This window comes from Coleofasciculus sp. FACHB-1120 (assembly GCF_014698845.1).
GTDB lineage: Bacteria > Cyanobacteriota > Cyanobacteriia > Cyanobacteriales > FACHB-T130 > FACHB-T130.
Genome location: NZ_JACJTV010000008.1, coordinates 156,257 through 177,269 on the forward strand (window position 1 = coordinate 156,257; position 21,013 = coordinate 177,269).

A 21,013-nucleotide genomic window follows, 5' to 3' on the forward strand; every position below is an offset into this window, starting at 1 on the left:
TCTTAATTGCGGGTAATCAACCGGATTTGATAAAAGGGAAACCTAGCTCAGCTCAACGACAGGCTGATTGTCTAATAAAGTTTGATTGGTCAGCAGGTCTTCAACAGTGATTCGCAGGAAGCGCTCTCGATCGACGCGAAACAGAAGTTTAATGCGATCGCTTCCTGGATATCCCGGTGGTGTCAAATTGGCAATGGTACGGGCACCCTGGCGGTCGTTGAGGGGTTGTACCGATGTCTGGTCGCTGCCCAAACGACGGGTGATTAAGCGATCACCATCGAAATACACTTCTGTGCCACCCGTTTCAGCGCCTAACTCTCCGATAATTAATTCGATGCTGGGTTGGTTTTCCACCGAAGCACCCAGAACTAATTCCACAGGTTGGCTCATCGGGTAAGCTTGACCTGAGTTAATCAGTTGATGCCAGTTGTGGCGGTTATTCCGGCGATCCCAGTAGCGGATGCCATAGCTGTGGTAGAGAAAATCTTGCAGTTCGACGCCTTGACTCAGTTGCAGGGCACCTTGGGCGATCGCTTCAAAAGGGCGATCGCAACGAATTTTGCTGGAGTCAAAGTATTGCTGCACCCATGTCTGTACAGCGGGGATTTGTACAGTCCCGCCCACTAATAAGACAGCATCAATATCTGACACTTCGATGCCTTGCCGACGCGCTTGCTGCAACACTTGAGTCATCGACTCATCTAAGCGATCAAAAAATTGGTGTTCTGTGAGGATGGCTTCAAAGCGATCGCGATTCAGTTCTAGTTCGTAACTCTCAAAAGTTTCATCATTGAAATAAACCTCATGCGCCTCGGTTTCCACAGATAACTGAATCTTTAACCGTTCTGCCAGCCGTGTCGTCAAAGGTGTCGGATTCAATCCCTGAGTTTTGGCAAAATAATCAACAACCCAGTTATCTAGATCCGAACCGCCTAAATTTTGTCCAGCTTTCGCTAATACCCGCGCAGTTTTTGCCTTCTGTCCTGACTTTTCAGCTAGCTGTTTTTTTCCCCATTTGAGAATAAAACCCAGCGGCTTCTGAGTTTCTGTCATATCCAGCCGCACCAGGGAAAGATCCAGCGTCCCGCCGCCAAAATCTACCACCAGTACCACGCCCCCATCTTTCATTCCATAGCCCAAGGCAGCGGCTGTAGGTTCATCCAACATCCGCACTTGTTCTACCGGAAGAGATTGGCATACCTGCCCCAGCCACTTCCGGTAAGCTTCAAAACTGTCTACTGGCACCGTTAATACCAGAGACTGCCCGACATCGGGGGTCACGGCATGGAGTTTCTCAATCAGCTGGTTGAGGAACCATTGTCCGACTTGCTCAAAAGTAACGAACTGCCCATCTAATTCTGGGAGGAATCCTTGAATATCAGCCCCAATTCCTCGTTTAAAGCTGCGGAAAAAGCGGGCATCGCTAGTGAGATCGAGACCGCGATCGCGTACAGCTTGCCCCACAACTACCGTCGAGAGTGCGGCATCCTCAACATAGAGCAAACTGGGAATCAAGGGGGGATTCTGCCCAGCGATGACCGATAACCCAGGTAGGCTCAAGGTTTCTGGTTGCTGGAGGGCTGGATTCCAGCGAGCGATAACTGTATTGCTAGTTCCAAAATCAATTGCGATCGCCATTCAGCTTCACACCGACAAACCGGCATCACGTCCTCAAGGATTTTATCAACGAATATCCCTGTTTTCCTTCAAACTCAGTTTTCCCGCTTTTCTTGTCTGAATTGAAGGCTGCAAAACCTCTATGCTGTCGAGGTTATAGCTTTTTTAGTAGTTTAATATACATTTTCCTTGCCTTTTGTCGATTTCTCTGGTATTTTGCGAACTCCCTCTTTGGACACATGGCAAGTAAATGAAACATTTTTTAACATGGGAGTGTCAAGGGGAATGTCAGGAGTTATCAAAAGTCCTCAAGCCCTTTAATTGCTAGATGACCATTGAGTTTCTTTAGGAAAAGGGCTGAAAAGATGAATAACCAGCAACCCATAGAAGCTGCTAAGAACTTAGCAAACTTCAAAATCGGTCTATGGTTCTTCGGTATTTCCTTCTGGCTATTTGGGATTACTGATAGAAGTATCGCTTCATTGTCAGATGGATATCTTTCTGTTATCGACATCGCACAACTAGGCACGGCGACGTTTTTCTTTGTAAGTTGGCTGCTTTTAAAACCAACCTCAAGGCAAAAGCAGGTTTGAGACAGGTGGCGGAGAGTTTTCCAGAGGGCATTCAGTGCGAAAGGCAAAAGATGAAGCAGATGATCTGACTAATAGCGATCGCTTCTATACAAGCAGCCAAGCATTATTAGAAGTGCAAAGCTTATAGAAGTGCAAAGCCAAAGATAAATCAATAAAAAAATCTCAATCTTTTGAATTATTATGTCTAGCGATATTCTTCAAAACACTGACTTTAAACTCATAAACAATAATCAATACCTAGAAATCTCTCTGTTTATCACCAACTTCAAGAATGGAATTTGGGTATTTGGAATTCCATCTTGGCTATTCGGACTTACCGATAGAACAGTTGCTTCCTTTGCTGATGGCTATCTATCAGTGATAGAAGTTATACACTTATTTACAGCTTCTTTCTTTTTTCTGAGTTGGCTGTATTTAAGACCAGACCAAGCCTTAGCGAATGATGGTTTAGACACAATCCAAAACTATCAATCCGATGCAAATCCTTATCAGGATGAAGAATATCTATCTACTGTTCAAGCCAGAATGCTTGAATTACAAGATTATCATTTGATAGGGCAGCAATACATTTTACCTTTTCCCTATCTCTGCCAAATCTATCATTTATTAAATTTAAAACATTTGGAAAGTATTCACAACTTTAGCCTGAATAACTTACGGGTTATTAATGTGAGCCATTTCCAGCCTACAGCCATCGGTGGAATGGTAAAATTTCAAACTGTTTTAGATTCTCCACTCAATCCTTTAAGAATTTGGAGACAACCTATCGTTGAAGTGGACTTAACCTTGCATAGTCCCTATACGGTTGAACTCAGCATTCCGGTCTACAATGGCAAAAGGATCGTTGTCATCTTCAATGCCATTCCGCTCAGCGACACCGAACATAAGTTCTTGGTAGACATTTACAGCGACTTGGAGTGGCCCAGACCTTTATTGCAATTTATCTTGCATTTTGCCTCTTGCCTGACACTCTTTGAAGATTTGCCCTACCTACAGAAACTAGCTGAAAGAAATATACAGCGTTTAGTCAGCTTAAATAGGGTTTCAACTCATGAAACAATGTGGCTTTTTCAAAGATTTGTAGACCTTTATGGTTCAAGTATAGAATCTTCGGAACCCAAAGCAATTCAAGCGATTGATGAGTCGCAAGAGGCTACCAGTTTAAGCTAAGACAGTAGAATCTAATGGGTGGTAGGTTTGGCTCCGAGGGTTCAGGCTGCGGAATTTCGACTAAATATCAGTGCTATTCAGGTTCAGTTGAATGGCACTGACTCAAGTTTTAAACTAAAGCCCTGAACCAAAGTTTGGGCTTAAAGCAAAAACCTGTTAAAACGGGTTCAACTTTCCCTCAGTCAGCCTGATTTAGCTTGGCATTGCTTCTAGCTATAGAATTTATTTGCAGGTTCATGGCGGTGGTGCCATTCAGATTAAGTTGCTAGCTTGTTGCACAAAGTATCTAGTAATCGGGATCTATCTGTCTGCAAGTCGAATAAATGTAACCCGAACTGCTCTGACAGTTCCTCAGACACCTTAATCCCCCTGACGCTGCTGCCATGCGAGTCTAGCGGGGGTGAAAAAATCGCAATACCCATTTGCTGTGGCACCACCACAATTAGTCCGCCCGATACGCCACTTTTAGCGGGAAGACCCACTTTATACGCCCACTCTCCCGCAAAGTCATACATCCCGCAAGTGTACATGACAGTCAAGATATCTCTGATATAACGGGAATCAACCGCACGCTCTTGAGTGATGGGGTTCATGCCGTTGTTCGCGAGAGTCGCTGCCATTACTGCCAAATCACGGCAATTTACCATCAAAGAACACTGCTGGAAGTACAAATCCAGTGCCTCATCAATTTTCGCGTCGATCATGCCAAAATTGAGCATCAGATGCGCCATTGCTCGGTTGCGATGTCCGGTCGTTCGCTCTGACATGAACACGGACATATCAATAAATAGGTTGTGTCCAACGTAACGCTGAAACATATCCAGCATCCGGTTTAACCGCTCAGTTGGCCCCACTCCTTTAATTAAACTGGTGGTAGCGATCGCTCCCGCATTTACCATTGGGTTATACGGTCGCTTTGAGGATTCATCCAGCTTAATAATTGAGTTGAAAGCATCGCCGGTGGGTTCCACTCCCACCCTCTTCACAACATAATCGCGCCCATGATCCTCTAGCGCCATTCCGTATACAAATGCCTTGGAAATTGACTGAAGCGTAAACAACTGTTCCCAATCGCCGATTTCATAAAGTTGACCATCCACAGTGACAATGGATATCCCAAACCAATCCGGGTTTGCCTTGGCGAGTTCCGGGATATAGTTTGCCAATACACCTTCATGAATTGACTTGTACTTGAGATGCAAGTCGTTGATAAAGTCTTGTAGGATGGCACTTGCCATTTGTTATGGGGAATGGGTTATGGGGAATGGGTAATCGCTAATTGTTCGGGTGACATTAGCGATTAAAAATTAACGTAAACTTGCCGCTGCCTGTTTGATGGGTTCAAGCAAATCTAAAGGTACCTGAAGCATATTCAGCGTACTGCGATCTGGAGTTTTCGGATCGGGACTGGGTCCATGATAATCGCTGCCGCCTGTCATCAGTAAGCCATATTCAGCGCACAACTTTTTGAGATTTTGGATTTCTTTGGCGCTGTGGTTAGGATGATAAACCTCAACGCCCATTAACCCAGCAGCAACCAATTCTTTCAGCACTTCCTTCACATCACCCCCTCGAAACAGGTAGGGATGCGCCCACACAGGCACGGCACCGCAAGAACGTAACATGGCAATCCCTTCAACAATCGAGAATTTCTCGTAATGCACATAAGCGGGTTTATCATCCCCCAGCAGGCGATCGAAAGCTTCCCGCGATGACTGAAAATAACCAGCTTTCACAAGGGCACTGGCAATATGAGGACGCCCTGGTGCCATGCCTTCACCTAATTCAGGTAACTGAATCGGGTAGCCTAATTCTGCCAGTTTGGCGACCATTTGTTGCGATCGCCGTTTCCGTCCTTCTAGGCGATCGCCTAAAGGTTCTCGCAGCTTCTGTGCATCCGGGTAAAAGCCCAAAATATGTAAGGAACAATTGTTGTGAACGGTGCTGAGTTCCAGTCCAGGGACAATTTCCAGGTTATGCTGTTCGGCAGCAGCAAACGCCTCATCCCAGCCGTTCATCGTATCGTGATCGGTAATGGCAAGGGCGCGGACTCCGGCACTCATCGCCGCGTTAACGAGTTCGCTTGGTGTAAGGGTGCCGTCTGAGTATGTGGTGTGGCAGTGTAGTTCTAGCATTCTTTAATTGTCGCTTGATTCACGCTCGGTAAGATTGTGGCGGACTAAACTCAGTCGAAAGATGTCTTGGCAAAACTCTAGCGCTGTTTTCAAGTCGCTGGTTTGCTGCGGATACGCAACTTCTGGACGAGTAATTACCACTAAAGGAATGCCCAACTCTGCGGAAACTCTGCGCTTGATCTCCTCTCCCCCAGCAGTTCCCGATGCTTTCGTCACCACCAGGGAAATGTCCCACTGACGCCAAAGAGCCGTTTCCAATTCAGTAGAGATGGGGGGGCGAATCGCAATCAGTTTATCGGGTGTAAACCCTGATTGTAAAGCTGCTTCCAGCGCTGTTACGGAAGGAAGAATTCGGGCAAACAAAGTAGACTTTTCTTGCCAAGGACGGAACCGGGACAAGCTTCGATAACCAATTGTCAGTAGCACCCGTTGCCCTTGTAGGTAGTCTCCAGATAAAAGCGTGTCGAAACTATCTAGCTCTATTACCAGCTGCTTCTGTAAGCTTGCATCAATAACCGGACGCTCGTAGCGGAGATAGGGAATCTGTTGCTTTTGGGCAGTTGCGATCGCTAGCTTGGAAATCTCCGCCGCATAGGGATGAGACGCATCTAAAATCGCCACGATTCCTTGCTCTTTTAAAAACCGCTCCAACTGCGCTGCATCCAGATAACCTACCCAAATTTGTAAGGAGAGTATCGATGGATACAGCCTTCTAGCGGCTTCTGTGGTGACAGTAACAATGCAGGGTAGATGGAAGTGAGCGATCGCCTTTGCTAACTCAGCACTCTCCTGAGTGCCCCCAATCAGCCACAGGCGTTGCTCAAAGGATGAAGGATTCATTGTTCTTTATCCCTCACCCTTGATTCTTCCCCTACCCCTTGAGTGCTTTTCTAAAGTTCTGACGATAGGATTTATTACCAATTATCAAAGCAGGCCATAAGAGAGCCAGAACGAGCCGACCTTGGCTGAAATTTGTCCGGCGAAAGCCTTTCCAGAACCTCCAGCCGCCGTAGCCATAAGCCCCTAGGAATAATAAGCCTAATAAAGTACCCATTCAAACAATCCTCATTAACCCATTAAAACTGGCTGCATTTTTGTCGCCACCCGCAACTGTGAATCTTGCCAACACTGTGGGAGACATCCGCCCTGAGGATTCCCAGAAAATTTGAGCATCCTGTCTTCTATCTCAAGTGTAAGCTAGACTACGCAATTGATTCCGGCTACACGGCAAAGTAGCATTGATTCAGTTCTAACCTATTCGAGGTTGAGTTGTAGCTGCACCCACCAGATGTAACAAAAGCAATTTTTTGGAACGATGCGCCAGCAGATACCAGGAATCGAGGACAAATCAATGACACAATTCCGGGGCTGCCGCTAAATTTAGAATTCGTTTTAAAATGAAAGCCTCAAAGGATTTGCCCAGAGTCAAGGCGGCACTCTAATCTTATGAGGGATACCTTAATTTTCAAGGTTATAGGAGACTAAAAGAAAAGACTTAAGCTACTCAAATCATCAAGACCGCGCCCGTACTATAACAAAAAATCAGGAGGACTTATGCGAGCAGTGCTGATGGCTGGCGGTTCAGGAACGCGGCTGAGGCCGCTGACGTGCGATCTTCCCAAACCGATGGTGCCCATTCTGAATCGACCGATTGCAGAACACATCATTAATCTGCTCAAGCGGCATCAAATTACGGAGGTTATCGCCACTCTGCATTATCTCCCTGATGTCATGCGAGACTACTTCCAGGACGGCAGCGACTTTGGAGTGCAGATCACCTATGCGATTGAAGAAGACCAGCCTTTAGGTACGGCTGGTTGTGTCAAAAACATTGCTGAGTTACTAGATGAAACCTTTCTAGTCATTAGCGGCGACAGCGTTACTGATTTTGATTTAACACAGGCAATCGAATTTCACAAAAAACAGAAGTCAAAAGCGACCCTGATTTTAACCCAGGTTCCAAATCCAATTGAATTTGGTGTAGTAATTACAGATGAAAAACAGAGAATTCGTCGGTTTTTAGAAAAGCCTTCTTCTAGCGAAATTTTCTCGGATACTGTCAACACCGGCACCTACATTCTGGAACCAGAAGTCCTGCAATATCTCCCCAGTAATCAAGAATCTGACTTCTCGAAAGACTTATTCCCATTGCTACTAGAAAGAGACGAGCCGATGTACGGCTACGTTGCCCAAGGGTATTGGTGTGATGTAGGTCATTTAGATGCTTATCGAGAGTCTCAATATGATGGCTTACATGAAAAAGTTAAATTAGACTTTGCTTACGAGCAAGTGTCTCCAGGATTGTGGATAGGTCAGAATACTCATATCGACCCATCAGCCAAAATTGAAGCGCCTGCACTGATCGGGAATAACTGCCGGATTGGGGCACGAGTGCATATCGAACCAGGAACCTCAATTGGCGACAACGTGACGATTGGAGCTGACGCAAACTTGAAGCGTCCGATTGTCTGGAATGGAGCGATTATTGGCGAGGAAGCGCATCTGCGGGCTTGCGTGATTGGTCGCGGCACCAGAGTCGATAGGCGATCGCACGTTTTGGAAGGAGCCGTAGTGGGTTCGCTCTCTACCGTTGGGGAAGAAGCGCAAGTTTCGCCCCAGGTGCGTGTTTGGCCGAGCAAACAAATTGAATCAGGCGCGACATTAAACATTAACTTGATTTGGGGTCACACCGCTCATCGCAATTTGTTTGGGCAACGAGGTGTGAGTGGGTTAGCAAATATCGACATCACTCCAGAATTTGCCGTCAAACTGGGTGCAGCTTACGGTTCCACATTAAAGCCCGGTTCCCAGATCACCATTTCCCGCGACCAGCGGAATATTTCCCGCATGGTCAGTCGCGCTTTGATTGCTGGTTTGATGTCGGTGGGCATCCACGTCCAAAACCTAGAAGCAACTGCAATCCCCATTTCCCGCACGGTTATTCCCACTTACTCGGTAGCAGGGGGTATCCACGTGCGGGTACATCCAGATCGACCCGACCACATTTTGATCGAATTTTTTGATCGGCAGGGCATCAATATCTCGAAAGCCCAAGAGAAAAAAATTGAGGGGGCTTATTTTAAGGAAGACTTACGGCGAGTCCAGATTCAAGAAACTGGAAATGTCGCCTACCCCAGCCAGGTGCTAGATGTTTACAGCACGGCATTTGAGAACCATCTCAATACGGGGGCAATTCGTAACTCAGGCTCAAAGGTAGTCATTGACTACGTTTATGCAGTTTCAGGAGCCATTCTGCCGCAACTGTTGGCAAAATTTGGCTGCGATGCTGTGGTACTGAATGCCAGCTTGAATCAAACGGGACTGGCTGCGGCAGAACGAGAAGCGTTGCTCAATCAGCTGGGTCATGTGGTAGAAGCGTTAAAAGCTAATTTTGGCGTCCAGGTATCCGCAAATGGAGAACAGTTAATTTTGGTGGATGAATCGGGTACGCCGATTCGCGGTGAAATGTTGACGGCGCTGATGGTTAACATGATTCTGACCGCTCATCCTAGAGGAACGGTAGTGGTGCCGGTGCATAGCAGCAGTGCGGTAGAACAGATTGCCCGTCGCCACGATGCTAAGGTGATTCGCACGAAGGCAAATCCCACGGCGTTGATGGAGGCGTCTCAAACGAATCCGAACGTGGTATTGGGAGGCAGTGGGGAAATGGGCTTTATTTTTCCACAGCTGCATCCGGGGTTTGATGCCATGTTCTGCATTGCCAAGATGATGGAGATGCTGACGATGCAAGAGCGAAATCTAGCGGCAATCCGCGCCGATCTCCCCCGCGTTTACCACAAGAGCTACACGGTGCGCTGCCCCTGGACGGCAAAAGGGGCCTTGATGCGCCATTTAGTAGAAACCCACCCAGCCGAACATCTGGAATTAGTGGATGGAGTGAAGATTTGCAACTACCAGGATGATAGCTGGGTACTAGTGTTGCCCGATGCGGGTGAGCCACAGGTGCATATCTTCGCAAATAGTAATGACCGGGATTGGGTTGATGAAACCTTACGAGAGTATCGCGGTCGGGTTCAATCGTTTGTTGACCAAGAGGAAGGTGTGGAGGAAGTTAAATTGCAATTGGTGTAGGGTGTTAGGTAATCGGTAATCGGTGAAGAGCGATCGCTCCTTCATCCTTGGTTATTCGCTGATGACGAATGACTAATCGCGAATAACCAAGTTCCCCGTTACCATACCCATTTTTGAGTCTTCTTTGGTACATTTGTTCTATCATGAATGAGGCCGCTCGGTTCAGCGCGAGGATCTTGGAGTTATGAACAGCTGCATTTTAATGGCGGAGATTATTCGGGAACCCCAACTTCGTTACACGCCGGATACCCAAACGGCGGTTACGGAGATGATGGTACAGTTTCCTGGACTGCGGGCCGAAGACCCCCCGGCAACGGTGAAGGTCGTCGGCTGGGGCAATTTAGCGCAAGAAATTCAGGGAAGTTTCAAGAAGGGCGATCGCGTTGTCCTTGAAGGTCGCCTGACGATGAACACCACTGAACGAGAAGAGCGGGGAGAGCGTTTTAAAGAAAAACGCGCCGAGTTAACGGTTTCCCGGATTCACAAAGTGGCAATCGATACAGATTTTGACACTTCGGCAGTTGAATCGACTCCTCCTAGCAATGTCGTTCCAATGGGTTCTCGTCGCCCGTCATCTGCACCTGCTGATGACAGCGATGGGGGAATGTCTGGCGACTTTTCAACAGAGGAAGCACCGCCCAGCCGCGTCCCCTCCCGAACGGGCAGCCGTTCTACCCCACCGCCTCAAGGAGATATCGACGACATTCCCTTTTAGCTGTTATGGCTCATGAGTCATTAATCCTTAGCAACATATCTTGGCAACATACTTATGGCTAAGGGCTAATGACTCACAATTAACAGTTATTTGTGAAGATAATCCTGCAAAAAACCAAAGGGGTCTTCGTCATCCCAGCAAGGTTCAGGCCACAGCCAGAGAAGATTCTGGTTAATATCTGCTTCAATTTCTTCGCTGTCATCCCGTTCAAATAGCTCTGAGAGCGCTGTTACGTCTCGCTCTCGTAAAGGCATCAGTGATGCACCTTGAGCGCCTAAGTCATAGCTTTTGCTATTGGTTGAAATGTCATAGGAAATCAGAGCGTGTTGCTCAGCCACATATCGCCTAGACGGGTCGCGCTCAAGCTTTGAGCGACAGAGAGCAAGTTCTAGGGGAAAGGTGATACTGTCGTTCCTAAATGAAGGGATAAACATGGGTGCATATTTTGACACTCTCCGGCAGCAGCGATATCGGCGAAGCGATCGCGCATAAAATCTAGAGCGATCGCTCGATTCTGCGGATTAAATGCTTTGCCTTTCGCGGCAGCAGAACATTTGGCTTGCCGTTCTAGTCGCCAGCGATCTTTCTTGTCCGTCGGTTCAGTAGATGCACAACCCCTTACACCACCAAAGGAGTGTAAGACCCCTCAATCGAAATAATTATTTTCTTGGTAGGATAGTGTATTTTAACTTTCTGCTCTGCCAGTGTCTATCTATCAATTTATGTAGGCACAACTTACATCTTGAACCTAGCGGTTAAAACCGTACAGCGACAGCAAGCACACAAACAAAACCCTTGATTTTCGGTTAATCTGCCTAGATGGACTGGGAACGCGATCGCCCTAGAATTAGATTTTGAGGGCTTAGGGTAAGATAAGGGACAAAACAATGCCACCTTGACAAGGCAAACTAAGCTTTACAGAAAGTTACAACTAATCCCTAAGTTTGAGGCAAACTCTGAGGAAGTGAAATAATTTTGTTTAAGTAGCTCTGTTCACTCCTCCTCAAAAAATAGCCTGTGTTTCAACTTTTATTCGTTCTGGTTCATGCAATCCAGCCAGTTTTAGTACCTCTATGCTTTTTGTGTGCGTGGATGTTGCTCCTTTTGATTGGCTGGAGTCTATTTAGTACGATCTCCACGAGTTTTACCAAAGCTAAACAAATGCACAGTGTACCCTGTAGCAATTGTCGCTATTTTACCGGCGATTATCGGCTTAAGTGTACCGTGCAACCGAGTATTGCCCAGACTGAAGAAGCGATTGACTGCTCTGACTATCGCCCAATTCCAGGTTTTTCGTTCCATTCTCAAGACACAATTTGACACTGCTCGGCGTAAACGCGCGAGATTCTTTCTTCAACCAGTCGATTTGCTCGTTGATGTCACCACCCGCGAGTAGAGATCGGTCTGTCCGAAAGCGTTAATTCCGGCGTGCCCCGCCGTATTTAAATCAATACCTGTTTGCCTTAAAGCTTTAGCCAAAATGTTTAGTGCGGCGTTGTGGTCGCGGTCTAATACAGTTCCACAGCCACATACATGAGTCCTGACTGATAGCGACTTCTTAACTGTCGCACCGCAGTTAGAACAATCTTGGGATGTATATTGAGGAGCAACAGCAACTACTGTTTTCCCTTACACCTTCCCTACATACTGCAACCATTGGGCGAACTGTGACCACGCTGCATCACTAATGCTTTTGGCAAGCTTGTGGTTTTTCACCATATTCTTCACCTGCAAGTCTTCGTAGGCTACGAAATCGCTAGATTTCACCACGCACAACGCCGTTTTTACGGCGAAGTCTTTACGCTGTCTACTGACTTTTAGGTGTTTTCTTCCTAGCCGATCAATGGCTTTCCGGCGGTTGGCTGATCCTTTCTTTTTCTTAGAAACTCTTCGTTGCAAGCGCTTGAGAGCTTTCTCGCTTTTTTGAAGATGCCGAGGGTTTGGAACAGTTTCTCCTGTATTGTCAGTGTAGAAATGGGCTAATCCCACATCCAGCCCAACCGCTTTGCCCGTAGGAACGATTTTTTCTACTCGTTCTACATTAATGCAGAACTGGCTGTAGTAGCCGTCAGCGCGACGGATTACCCGCACTCGCTTAATCTCTTCGGAAGCGTAGAAATATAGGTCGCGAGAGCCGACTAACTTAAACGTTCCAGCTTTAAAGCCATCCGTGAAAGTCAAGTGTCTCTTATCGGAAGAAAGCTTCCACCCGCTAGTCTTGTACTCTACAGAGCGAGTACACTTCTTGAACTGCGGGAATCCTTTCTTCCCAGGGGAGTTCGCTTCGCAATTAGCAAAGAAACGTTGAATTGCAATCAGGGCGCGTTCAGCCGAGGCTTGACGCGCCATTGAGTTAAGCTTCCCTGCCCAATCAAACTTTTTGGCTAATACAGCACATTGTTTGTAGAGGTCAGAGAGCTTAATTCCTTGATTGTCCATCCAGTACCGGAGTGCTTTGTTGCGGATAAACTGCGCGGTTCGGATCATGTCGTCAATGACCCGATACTGCTCATGTCTACCTTTTAACTTGAACTCTAATACAATCATGGGAATATCCTACCGGGTTTATAGCAACTTATGGCTATAAACAAAGAAAAATTGCCCTAGAAGGACGGGGCTTTAAACCCGTAATTTTTGGGTAAGATTACAGCGGGTGTTTTTTTACTCTCTGAATCAGAATGCTAATTCAAAAGCTCAATGACTGCGAGGAATTTATTGCTGGTGATGCCACTCACTTGAGAGAGTTATTGCATCCAGATAAACAGCCGGTAGAATTGCGTTACAGCTTGGCTCACGCGATTCTGCCGGTGGGACAAACTTCGACACCGCATTCGCTAACAACTTCCGAGGTTTACTACATCCTTAGCGGTGCTGGTGAGATGCACATTGATGATGAAACCCAGTTGGTAGAACCTGGGGATATGGTGTATATTCCGCCGAATGCCAAGCAATTTATTCACAGTTGCGGAACTGAACCGTTGGTGTTTATCTGTATTGTCGATCCGGCGTGGCGTAAGGAAGACGAAACGGTTTACGAAGACTAAGTGAATCAACGCTGGCAAAGTTCATAAATTGCCGCTACTGCCATTTGGTTGCCAGCGATCGCATCGCATTATTTTTGAATCGCTTCCTAGACTCGGAAATAGCTGATTCATTCAATGTAAATCTTTAAAACAACAACAGCACTCCAACCAGACTCGCTAAGTGATTTCCTCTTATGGGCAATTCGACGTGGAGTTGCACTAACTTACAAAGTTTAGTTGCATCGCTCCCTAGTCACTAGCTTAGGAAATATCAGCCTTCTGGATGAGTGCTGCTGTTGTTGGATGAGACAGATGTTAAATGAAACAGCGTTTTTACCTCTCAAGTCGTATGTGAACCGCGCTGTAGAATCTGTCAGGGAAGCTGTTTAGCTTCATATTTTTACTTTAGCAGGCATCTCCAGAAGCACCAGTAAATGAAACCAAAATTCATCTATTTGCAGGGAGATACTATTCAGATTATGAAACAAAGTTAAGTAAGAATCGTGGGGATGAAGGATACGAGTGCGATCGCATCTACCAAACCCATATAAGTCCGTAGCAGAGAATCCTGGGGCGATAGGAACCTACAGAACGTGGATTAAGTAGGGGCATGGCATAAAAAAGCCCCTACCCAAGAAATCGGAGATTAATTAATCCACCGTTAACTGCTCATTACGAATCTTTAATCGAGGTTGGCTAAGTTCACCTTGGCTTCTGGAGCCTGATACACCCCACCAGAAACCTGTAACTTCTGCAAAAATTCTTGGGTTAACTTAAAAAATGCTTTAGAGCCAGATGAATTGGGGTTGTTGAGACTCACCGGGGTAAAACTATCAACCGCCTTAGAGACATTCACATCCATTGGAATGCGGGTTTTGAAAATTTGAGCCGGGGTAAAATCTTCAGTGACTCGCTGCATTACTTGCTGGTAATATCTTCCGGTGAGTATATTCCCTGACATAATAAAGACAATTCCCATCAGTCGGAGATTGAGTAAGCCATCCAAATTATGGCTTTCTTTGAGCTTATTAATCCGTCTTTCTAGCAGTTGAATTCCTACAACAGATAAAGGTTCTGGTCTAGCTGGTAGCAAGTAGAAATTACTAGCAACAATCCCGCTACGAGTTAAAAGATTGTAGCCAGGAGCGCAGTCCAGAATAATGAAGTCGTAATCTTTAATTACCGGCTGTAAAATCCCTCTGACTAATTGCTTTTCAAACTCATTCCAAACTTGAATGAAATTACTATTGCCATCCCTTAGCGCTCTTTCATGGAGCATCTCAGACACTAAAAATTCATCGTAGAGGTCTATATCCCCCGGTAATAAATCCAGCCCTTTAACCGTGCAAACGTAAGGCTGAATAATATCTTGAATTGAAAGATTGCTTGGACTATCGGGTTTAACTGCTTTATAAACCAGTTGTCTCAACGTGCGTTTTTCTTTCCGGCTCTTTCCAAAGTCCTGTGGGGACATCAGGCTGAGCGTAGCACTGATCTGCGTGTCTAAATCGACGACTAGAACCCGCTTCCCATGATGTTTGGCTAAACAAGTCGCCAAGTTGACACTGAGAGTCGTCTTACCGACGCCGCCTTTCATGTTTACCGTTGCAATTACATATCCCATTTATTAGCTCCTCTCAAGCCTACGCCCCGCTAGATACAAAGCGAATCGCAGTCACTCAATCCCTGGTCAACTGTTACAGCCTTAATAATAATCTTGGATTCGCCGTCGTAAGGCAATAGTGCGATATGAGAGTTGCGACGATTTGGGATCGCGGTGTTCCGTTGGTCATGGATATCGCCTCTCAAAGCGGAATCTCTCCAGAATAGCGATTATAAGCGCGATCGCTTCTCTTACCCTACAGCGTTTGCCCAGCACTTGCGCTGAAATCAACTCTCCCAGAATTCTGAAAATTATGTAAACTTTTATCAATAAAACAAAAAAGCGATCGGTATCTATGACAACTAATAGTGGATTTGGCAAAGTTCAAAAAACTAAAAAAGCTCCCAAAAGCTCCACCAAACGCGCCGAAGCATCCAAAAAGTACGACAAGATGAAGGGCGAAGGAGTACCCGAATTCAATATTTACATTCGCATCCAAGGTAAAAAAAACTGGTTTCCAGTCGGTTCCCTAGCGGTGAATCGCACCAGTAAGATTAATCAAGCCATCTTCGACACCCAGGAAGACTTACGCCAAGGAGCCTTCCGTCTATTTCCCGTCCTCCGCAAGAACCAGAACAATTTGGAATACGGCTATCGCCTCAAGGGTTCTGAATATGCAGATGAGCCAATCCAAGTTGCCGTTCCTCCTCAGCCATCTGTACCGAACGCGATCCAAGCAACGATCGATAAGCTGAAAAACAGCTTCTCTGCTCTCCTGAAACGGGGTTAATTTGTTTAGTGCAAGGATGCGATCGCTTTCTTCGGATAGGGGCATACATACAGAGCGATCGCATCCAAATCACTTTTGCCACTGCCAGTTGAGCAGACGCTAAACTTTAAAAGGAACTTGACCCATGTCCTTAAGAAGCGGTCAATACCCTAATACGAAAAACCTCGCTCTGAGGACAATCAGATAGGTTTAAGGTTTCAATGAGTGCCGTGGAGAGGAAGAACACAATTGAACTTCAACCCTGAGCTTTGCCGAAATGAGAGTGAAGTAGAAAGTAAACTCATCGTTCAATATCTGCTGCCACAGCTAGGATATACTCCAGAAACTTGGCATCAAGAGATTGCCGTTGGCAGTATTCGATTAGACTTTTTGGCATTTGCAGCGCAAGTCATCCCATTTGTGTTGGATGACAACTCGCCATTAAGCGTTGTAATGGAAGCAAAGCATCCCAATCAAAACTTAAATAGACATACTGGCAGACTCAAGCGCTACTTAATGAGTTTGAATGTAGAATATGGATTGTTAACGAATGGCAAGGAACTTAGAATTTACAAAAAAAATCAGGATAATATTCAGCTAGTATTTCACTGTTCCGGCAGAGAGATTAGCTCTAAAATAGACAATATAAAAACTATTATTGGTAGAAATAACTTAAACGAAAAAACTACTGAAGATCCAACTAATATCAAAATTAATCTTGAAAACGCTCAAAATGAACCTTTGGTAGAGGAAAAAACATTACAACCTGAATTAATTAATTCTCAACTCAGATCCACACCAATTATTCAACAAGAAAGGCAACATACTGTGAAAACAATTGCGGTTTACCACAACAAAGGCGGCGTAGGCAAAACAACAACTGTTGTTAACCTAGCCGCTGCTATCAGAAAGAAAGGCAAAAAAGTCCTGATTGTTGACTTAGATAGTCAAGCTAACACTACCTTTGCCGCAGGTTTAGCAAAATTTGATGATGAAGAACTAGATGAGCTAAAAGATTGCAATGTTCGTCATCTATTGAGGTCAGAAGAGTTTTACCCTATAAACGAAGTTGCTAAGAAATCTCAGTATAGTAACCCTGAAATTGATGTGTTGCCTTCCCACATCAGTTTAATGCAATACGAAATTGAGCTAAACCAACAAGATTCTAGTAAACTAATGCTCCTGCAAAAACTAAAAGCAGTAGAAGCTCAATACGATGTTGTAATTATTGATACGCCACCATCTTTAAACCTTTATGCCAGAATTGCTCTAATCACCGCTGACTATCTAATTATTCCTTCTGATTTAAAACCCTTTGCTAATCAAGGGTTAGTAAACGTCAAGGATTTTGTTAAAACAAATAATGAGTTCAGAAAATTTCTCAATAAGCCAGCTATTGAAATATTAGGTGTTCTTCCTAGTAAAATATCTACGAATTCAAGATTTATTCAATATACTTTACCACGGCGCTTAGAGGTAATTCCCAAACGCTACGATTTGAAAGTAATGGAAAGCGTTATTTATGAAAGAGAGGAGCTGGCAAAGTGTACCGAAAAAGTTCAGATTGTAGGTAACATGGAAATACCAGATCCAATCTCGGTGCTTGATTTCAAGCCGGATTCTACCTCCGCTCAGGAATTTAATTTACTAGCAGAAGAAGTTTTGCGAGAAATAGGACTAACTGCATGAAATTATCTACTTCGCTCGTAGGAGTAAAAAAAATTAACTCTAATGTTCCCCGTTCAGAATTCTCAGAGGATGAGTTAAATCAGACTGCTGAGTTAATTTTAAAAGCTGAAGGTATTATTAATCCCCCAGTTATTCGCAGAACTAGCCTAGAATCCTATGAGGTAGTTAATGGACATTTTGAATACTACGCCGCTGTTAAGGCTCGTGAGATAGATCCTCGTAAAGGAGAAATGATTGGAGCTTTCATTATTGAATCAGAAAATGAGGGAGTTCTCATGGATCAGGTTAAAGTCCTGAGAAATCGAGATTTTAATAATGAGTCACCAATTGCTGACACACAGCCTTTAAATACGGTTGAACCATCAAATGGAGTAATACAACTTGAAAGTATATTGCCTGAAATTGAGAGTTTGATAGATAGAAAACTTCAACTGATTAGCAACAAAATCAGTGAACATATTAATGAATTTGTTACAAAAATTCAACCAATCCTGAATCAGCCAGGAAAGGGAGGAACGGAGGAAGGTGATACACCTCCGGCTAAAAAACCGGACTACACTGGAATGACAAATGCGGCTCTAAAAACGCTCGCGGCAGAACGAAATATAAAGCTACCTTCAAAGATAAAAAAAGATGACATTATTGCAGCTCTTCAAAAAGCTGATGCCAGTCAAAAGTAACTAATAACCTCATTATTTCAATTGGCGCAACGCATTATAAACGCAGCGCCTTGCAGTTAACTGCTAATAGCGATCGCTCCCATTTACTTTCTCATTAATTAGCGGCTTCTCGAACTTGCTCGGCGTAATCTTTGGGACGGATTCGACGAAAAGTTTGGAGAGCGAATTGCCGCAAGCTGGTAGGCAAATAAGACAACACAATCCCTAATTTTGCTTGGCGCGAACTTCCCAAAATTTGGCTAGATTCTTGCAGGAGTTTGCGTCCTTCTGAAGTTTCGCCATTTTCAATCAGCCTTAAACCCAGCGCTTTCCGGGTTCCGGCAAGTTTATTTAATCGGGTTTTTTCTAATTGTTCTTCCGGGAATTTGTAACTATTTAGACATAAAGATTTTGCTTTTAAAAAGTGAATATTTTGTTTCAGACTGGTTTGACCGCCATGCATTCGATATTCCATCAAAAATTCTGGTAGGAAGTATCCATTCTTGCCTGCGATCGCTAACCTCACCAGTAAATCAAAATCCTCACAACCATCTGCTTCCGGGCGCATATAATCAACTTCTTTCAAACACTCCATCCGAAAGAGCGTAGAACCAACCTGTAAGCTTTGTTTTTGGAAAGTTTCCGTAATTAGATCGGGAATCATTCCCTCGTTAAGTTTGTCCTTCCCCCACTTAGCAGAATTTTCTAACGTAGCTAATTCATTTCTTTCTCCCCTGGCATCTATAATCCAGTGGTTTGTACAAACAAAATCTATGGTTGGATTAGCGTCTAAAACAACTACCGTTTTTTCTAAAAATTCAGGCGTTAACGCATCATCATCGTCAAATTTAATAAAATAAGTTCCACAAGCGGCATCAAAGCCAGAACGCATATTTCGGCTGCGCTTAATATTAACCGGGTGGCGGATATAGCGAATTCTCGGATCGTTCCATTGACTCACGACTCCTGGGGTGTCATCAGTAGAACCATCGTCACAGATGATTAGTTCAAAATCTGTATAAGTTTGAGCCAGTACGCTATTTACTGCATAAGGTAACAAACTAGCTCGATTGTAGGTAGGGATGGAAATGCTAACTTTGGGCATAAGCTGAAGTTGTTGTTACTGATTATTTTTACGCAGTAGAGACACGCTCTGGCAAGTCTAGTATGAGGCGAAAGTCTATAGTATCGATATTATCCCTCTCCGTAAAATCTAACCAAACGCTCAGTCTACGATGAAGATTTTAATGCTCTCTTCCACCTTTCCCTATCCGCCAACACGAGGGGGAACGCAAGTCAGGACGTTTAATTTACTCAAGTATCTCAAGTCTAGCCATGCAGTTACTCTAATTACGCAGCGCAGTAAAGATGTTACGGACGGAGAAATAGAAGGACTGCAAGAGTGGGTAGACGAGTTGGTAGTTTTTCCTCGTCCACGGGAAAATTCTCAAGGAGGAGTGTTGGGGAAGCTGCGGCGCTTCAGTACGTTTTTGCAGGAGGGAACACCCCCCAGCGTGCTGTCTCTCTACTCACCAAAGATTCAGAAATGGGTGGATGAAGCAGTCGCTGTTGGCAAGTTTGAGGCGATTACTTGCGAACATTGCGTGAATGAAATCTATGTGCGCCCTGAGTGGCGGCGCAAGGATGGAAAAACCCCGCCGCTACGGACGTTGGTGAATATCCATAGTTCTGTCTACGGGACGTGCAAAAACCAGCTAGAAACGGGGACATCTGAGAACCCATTGCGAGATAAGCTAAATTTGCCGTTATTGCGCCGCTATGAGCAGCGCTACTGTTCTAAATTTTCGGCAATTGTGGTGACGACGGAGGAAGATAAGCAACAAATTCAGGTATTTAATCCCAACGTCCAAATTCAAGTCATTCCGAATGGGGTAGATTTTACTCAGTTTCCCATGCGTTCCACCGATCCGGGGGGACACCGATTAATTTTTGTCGGGGCGATGGATAACACGCCGAATATTGATGCGGTGCGCTTTTTTAGTTTGGAGGTGTTCCCGGAGGTTCAGAAGCAGTATCCGGATGCGACGCTGGAACTGGTGGGCGCTCGTCCTGGAACGGAAGTTGTAGATTTAGGGAAGCGTCCTGGGATTACGGTTACGGGGCGCGTACCTTCAATGGCAGAGTATTTGCACAAGTCTTGCGTCTGCGTGGTGCCGATGCGGACAGGATTTGGGATCAAAAATAAAACGCTGGAGGCAATGGCAGCTGGAGTGCCCGTAGTGGGAAGCGATCGCGGTTTGGAAGGATTAGCGGTGGACGGGCAAAGCGTGCCGTTACGCGCGTTACGGGCTAATCGGGTGGAAGAGTATGTGAATGCGATCGCCAAGTTGTTTGAAAACCCCGATCTTCGAGAGCAGTTATCGAAAAATGCGCGATCGCTCATCGAAACAGAGTACACCTGGGAAAGCGCCGGATCTCGTTACGAACAGGTGCTGCATTCACCTTAAAAGCCCTCGTTAAGGGGGCAAGTAGGATTTCTCGCTCCCCCTATCCCCTCTATCCCCCTGCTTTTGCAAGGGAAGCTCGAGAATAAATTTTTATTCACAAGGGTTGGAGCGGGATTCCGGATTCAGATACTCTCCTAAACACCCTAAGCACATCGACAATCCTTCTACCTGCCTTTAAACCATCACATACATGGCAGAACTGTTTTACATCTAGTTGATATGCTCGAAAGATACTCCAAACTCCGATTGATGAATAATTATCTACCAAATGGCATCATGCATAAAAAGTGGGAAATGGACTCCTCCTTTGGAGAGGCGACATCAATCTACAGGGAGTCTCTAATCAGTCTTTACAGGCGGTTTCGGATGGAAGCAGGATAATTTGTGGCAGATAGATAAGTATATTTTTATATACACGGCGATTAACCGCCAAAACGTGGAAAATTCAAGCTCTTGATTGGCTTTAGCTCATCCGCCGGT

Annotated in this window: 19 protein-coding genes and 1 pseudogene; 10 read left to right on the forward strand and 10 right to left on the reverse strand. The window is 45.2% G+C overall.

What is annotated here, in order from left to right:
• Positions 1-42: 42 nt before the first annotated feature.
• Positions 43-1,638, reverse strand: coding sequence for an Hsp70 family protein (locus H6H02_RS10565; protein WP_190817326.1), 1,596 nt, complete (start codon positions 1,636-1,638; stop codon positions 43-45).
• A gap of 344 nt (positions 1,639-1,982) precedes the next feature.
• Between H6H02_RS10565 and H6H02_RS10570 the strand changes: the two genes are divergently transcribed.
• Positions 1,983-2,210: a hypothetical protein gene (locus H6H02_RS10570; RefSeq protein WP_190817328.1), complete on the forward strand. Its 228-nt coding sequence runs from the start codon at positions 1,983-1,985 to the stop codon at positions 2,208-2,210.
• Positions 2,211-2,390: 180 nt separating this feature from the next.
• The gene (locus H6H02_RS10575) at positions 2,391-3,380 is read left to right on the forward strand and encodes a hypothetical protein (RefSeq protein WP_190817330.1); all 990 of its coding nucleotides are present in this window, start codon (positions 2,391-2,393) and stop codon (positions 3,378-3,380) included.
• Positions 3,381-3,637: 257 nt separating this feature from the next.
• Here H6H02_RS10575 and glsA read toward each other — a convergent pair whose 3' ends face one another.
• The 4 genes from glsA to H6H02_RS10595 all read right to left on the reverse strand — a co-directional run bounded on the left by glsA (position 3,638) and on the right by H6H02_RS10595 (position 6,569).
• Positions 3,638-4,618 carry a glutaminase A gene (gene glsA, locus H6H02_RS10580; protein ID WP_190817332.1) on the reverse strand — a complete coding sequence of 327 codons (981 nt, stop codon included), beginning with the start codon at positions 4,616-4,618 and terminating at the stop codon, positions 3,638-3,640.
• Positions 4,619-4,687: 69 nt separating this feature from the next.
• Positions 4,688-5,515 carry a PHP domain-containing protein gene (locus H6H02_RS10585; RefSeq protein WP_190817334.1) on the reverse strand — a complete coding sequence of 276 codons (828 nt, stop codon included), beginning with the start codon at positions 5,513-5,515 and terminating at the stop codon, positions 4,688-4,690.
• Between the two features lie 3 nt (positions 5,516-5,518).
• Positions 5,519-6,355 (reverse strand): cobalt-precorrin-6A reductase, encoded by an 837-nt coding sequence (locus tag H6H02_RS10590; protein ID WP_190817336.1) that lies wholly within the window; start codon positions 6,353-6,355, stop codon positions 5,519-5,521.
• A gap of 31 nt (positions 6,356-6,386) precedes the next feature.
• On the reverse strand, positions 6,387-6,569 hold the full coding sequence (locus H6H02_RS10595) for a hypothetical protein (RefSeq protein ID WP_190682676.1): 183 nt from the start codon (positions 6,567-6,569) through the stop codon (positions 6,387-6,389).
• A gap of 500 nt (positions 6,570-7,069) precedes the next feature.
• Between H6H02_RS10595 and H6H02_RS10600 the strand changes: the two genes are divergently transcribed.
• Positions 7,070-9,607, forward strand: coding sequence for a mannose-1-phosphate guanyltransferase (locus H6H02_RS10600; RefSeq protein ID WP_190817338.1), 2,538 nt, complete (start codon positions 7,070-7,072; stop codon positions 9,605-9,607).
• A gap of 4 nt (positions 9,608-9,611) precedes the next feature.
• Here H6H02_RS10600 and H6H02_RS27610 read toward each other — a convergent pair whose 3' ends face one another.
• A complete protein-coding gene (locus H6H02_RS27610; RefSeq protein WP_277922543.1) occupies positions 9,612-9,740 on the reverse strand; it encodes a hypothetical protein in 129 nt (42 codons plus the stop codon).
• 51 nt (positions 9,741-9,791) lie between these two features.
• On the opposite strand from H6H02_RS27610, the gene H6H02_RS10610 reads away from it, so the two are divergent.
• The gene (locus H6H02_RS10610) at positions 9,792-10,322 is read left to right on the forward strand and encodes a single-stranded DNA-binding protein (RefSeq protein WP_190817342.1); all 531 of its coding nucleotides are present in this window, start codon (positions 9,792-9,794) and stop codon (positions 10,320-10,322) included.
• Between the two features lie 86 nt (positions 10,323-10,408).
• Here the strand turns inward: H6H02_RS10610 and H6H02_RS10615 are convergent, their stop codons facing one another.
• Positions 10,409-10,756, reverse strand: a complete 348-nt coding sequence (locus tag H6H02_RS10615) for a hypothetical protein (protein ID WP_190817413.1) — start codon at positions 10,754-10,756, stop codon at positions 10,409-10,411.
• 727 nt (positions 10,757-11,483) lie between these two features.
• On the opposite strand from H6H02_RS10615, the gene H6H02_RS27870 reads away from it, so the two are divergent.
• A complete protein-coding gene (locus tag H6H02_RS27870; protein ID WP_347342600.1) occupies positions 11,484-11,642 on the forward strand; it encodes a hypothetical protein in 159 nt (52 codons plus the stop codon).
• Between the two features lie 33 nt (positions 11,643-11,675).
• Here H6H02_RS27870 and H6H02_RS10625 read toward each other — a convergent pair.
• Positions 11,676-12,869 (reverse strand): annotated as a pseudogene (locus H6H02_RS10625) (transposase).
• 131 nt (positions 12,870-13,000) lie between these two features.
• Between H6H02_RS10625 and H6H02_RS10630 the strand changes: the two are divergent.
• Positions 13,001-13,366, forward strand: coding sequence for a cupin domain-containing protein (locus H6H02_RS10630; RefSeq protein WP_190817344.1), 366 nt, complete (start codon positions 13,001-13,003; stop codon positions 13,364-13,366).
• A gap of 661 nt (positions 13,367-14,027) precedes the next feature.
• Here the strand turns inward: H6H02_RS10630 and H6H02_RS10635 are convergent.
• Positions 14,028-14,969, reverse strand: coding sequence for a ParA family protein (locus H6H02_RS10635; protein ID WP_190817346.1), 942 nt, complete (start codon positions 14,967-14,969; stop codon positions 14,028-14,030).
• A 334-nt stretch (positions 14,970-15,303) separates the two neighbouring features.
• Here H6H02_RS10635 and H6H02_RS10640 point away from each other — a divergent pair, with 334 nt between their 5' ends.
• The 3 genes from H6H02_RS10640 (at position 15,304) to H6H02_RS10650 (ending at position 18,086) form a co-directional block, all read left to right on the forward strand.
• Positions 15,304-15,738 carry an HHL1-like protein gene (locus H6H02_RS10640; protein WP_190817348.1) on the forward strand — a complete coding sequence of 145 codons (435 nt, stop codon included), beginning with the start codon at positions 15,304-15,306 and terminating at the stop codon, positions 15,736-15,738.
• A gap of 228 nt (positions 15,739-15,966) precedes the next feature.
• A complete protein-coding gene (locus tag H6H02_RS10645; RefSeq protein WP_190817350.1) occupies positions 15,967-17,406 on the forward strand; it encodes an AAA family ATPase in 1,440 nt (479 codons plus the stop codon).
• Complete coding sequence (locus H6H02_RS10650) at positions 17,403-18,086, forward strand: hypothetical protein (RefSeq protein ID WP_190817353.1); 684 nt, start codon at positions 17,403-17,405, stop codon at positions 18,084-18,086. The genes H6H02_RS10645 and H6H02_RS10650 overlap by 4 nt, the downstream gene beginning before the upstream one ends.
• Positions 18,087-18,180: 94 nt before the next feature.
• Here the strand turns inward: H6H02_RS10650 and H6H02_RS10655 are convergent, their stop codons facing one another.
• Positions 18,181-19,170, reverse strand: a complete 990-nt coding sequence (locus tag H6H02_RS10655) for a glycosyltransferase (RefSeq protein WP_190817355.1) — start codon at positions 19,168-19,170, stop codon at positions 18,181-18,183.
• Positions 19,171-19,300: 130 nt separating this feature from the next.
• On the opposite strand from H6H02_RS10655, the gene H6H02_RS10660 reads away from it, so the two are divergent.
• Complete coding sequence (locus tag H6H02_RS10660) at positions 19,301-20,533, forward strand: glycosyltransferase family 4 protein (protein ID WP_190817357.1); 1,233 nt, start codon at positions 19,301-19,303, stop codon at positions 20,531-20,533.
• Positions 20,534-21,013 lie beyond the last annotated feature (480 nt).

Excerpts from the sequence above, each read along its gene's own strand:
- H6H02_RS10570 (WP_190817328.1), top strand. The coding sequence starts at position 1,983 with ATGAATAACCAGCAACCCATAGAAGCTGCTAAGAACTTAGCAAACTTC.
- H6H02_RS10660 (WP_190817357.1), top strand. The coding sequence starts at position 19,301 with ATGAAGATTTTAATGCTCTCTTCCACCTTTCCCTATCCGCCAACACGA.
- H6H02_RS10650 (WP_190817353.1), top strand. The coding sequence starts at position 17,403 with ATGAAATTATCTACTTCGCTCGTAGGAGTAAAAAAAATTAACTCTAAT.
- H6H02_RS10655 (WP_190817355.1), bottom strand. The coding sequence starts at position 19,170 with ATGCCCAAAGTTAGCATTTCCATCCCTACCTACAATCGAGCTAGTTTG.
- H6H02_RS27610 (WP_277922543.1), bottom strand. The coding sequence starts at position 9,740 with ATGTACCAAAGAAGACTCAAAAATGGGTATGGTAACGGGGAACTTGGT.
- H6H02_RS27870 (WP_347342600.1), top strand. The coding sequence starts at position 11,484 with ATGCACAGTGTACCCTGTAGCAATTGTCGCTATTTTACCGGCGATTAT.
- H6H02_RS10610 (WP_190817342.1), top strand. The coding sequence starts at position 9,792 with ATGAACAGCTGCATTTTAATGGCGGAGATTATTCGGGAACCCCAACTT.
- H6H02_RS10565 (WP_190817326.1), bottom strand. The coding sequence starts at position 1,638 with ATGGCGATCGCAATTGATTTTGGAACTAGCAATACAGTTATCGCTCGC.
- H6H02_RS10640 (WP_190817348.1), top strand. The coding sequence starts at position 15,304 with ATGACAACTAATAGTGGATTTGGCAAAGTTCAAAAAACTAAAAAAGCT.
- H6H02_RS10630 (WP_190817344.1), top strand. The coding sequence starts at position 13,001 with ATGCTAATTCAAAAGCTCAATGACTGCGAGGAATTTATTGCTGGTGAT.
- H6H02_RS10635 (WP_190817346.1), bottom strand. The coding sequence starts at position 14,969 with ATGGGATATGTAATTGCAACGGTAAACATGAAAGGCGGCGTCGGTAAG.
- H6H02_RS10600 (WP_190817338.1), top strand. The coding sequence starts at position 7,070 with ATGCGAGCAGTGCTGATGGCTGGCGGTTCAGGAACGCGGCTGAGGCCG.
- H6H02_RS10575 (WP_190817330.1), top strand. The coding sequence starts at position 2,391 with ATGTCTAGCGATATTCTTCAAAACACTGACTTTAAACTCATAAACAAT.
- glsA (WP_190817332.1), bottom strand. The coding sequence starts at position 4,618 with ATGGCAAGTGCCATCCTACAAGACTTTATCAACGACTTGCATCTCAAG.
- H6H02_RS10585 (WP_190817334.1), bottom strand. The coding sequence starts at position 5,515 with ATGCTAGAACTACACTGCCACACCACATACTCAGACGGCACCCTTACA.
- H6H02_RS10595 (WP_190682676.1), bottom strand. The coding sequence starts at position 6,569 with ATGGGTACTTTATTAGGCTTATTATTCCTAGGGGCTTATGGCTACGGC.
- H6H02_RS10615 (WP_190817413.1), bottom strand. The coding sequence starts at position 10,756 with ATGTTTATCCCTTCATTTAGGAACGACAGTATCACCTTTCCCCTAGAA.
- H6H02_RS10590 (WP_190817336.1), bottom strand. The coding sequence starts at position 6,355 with ATGAATCCTTCATCCTTTGAGCAACGCCTGTGGCTGATTGGGGGCACT.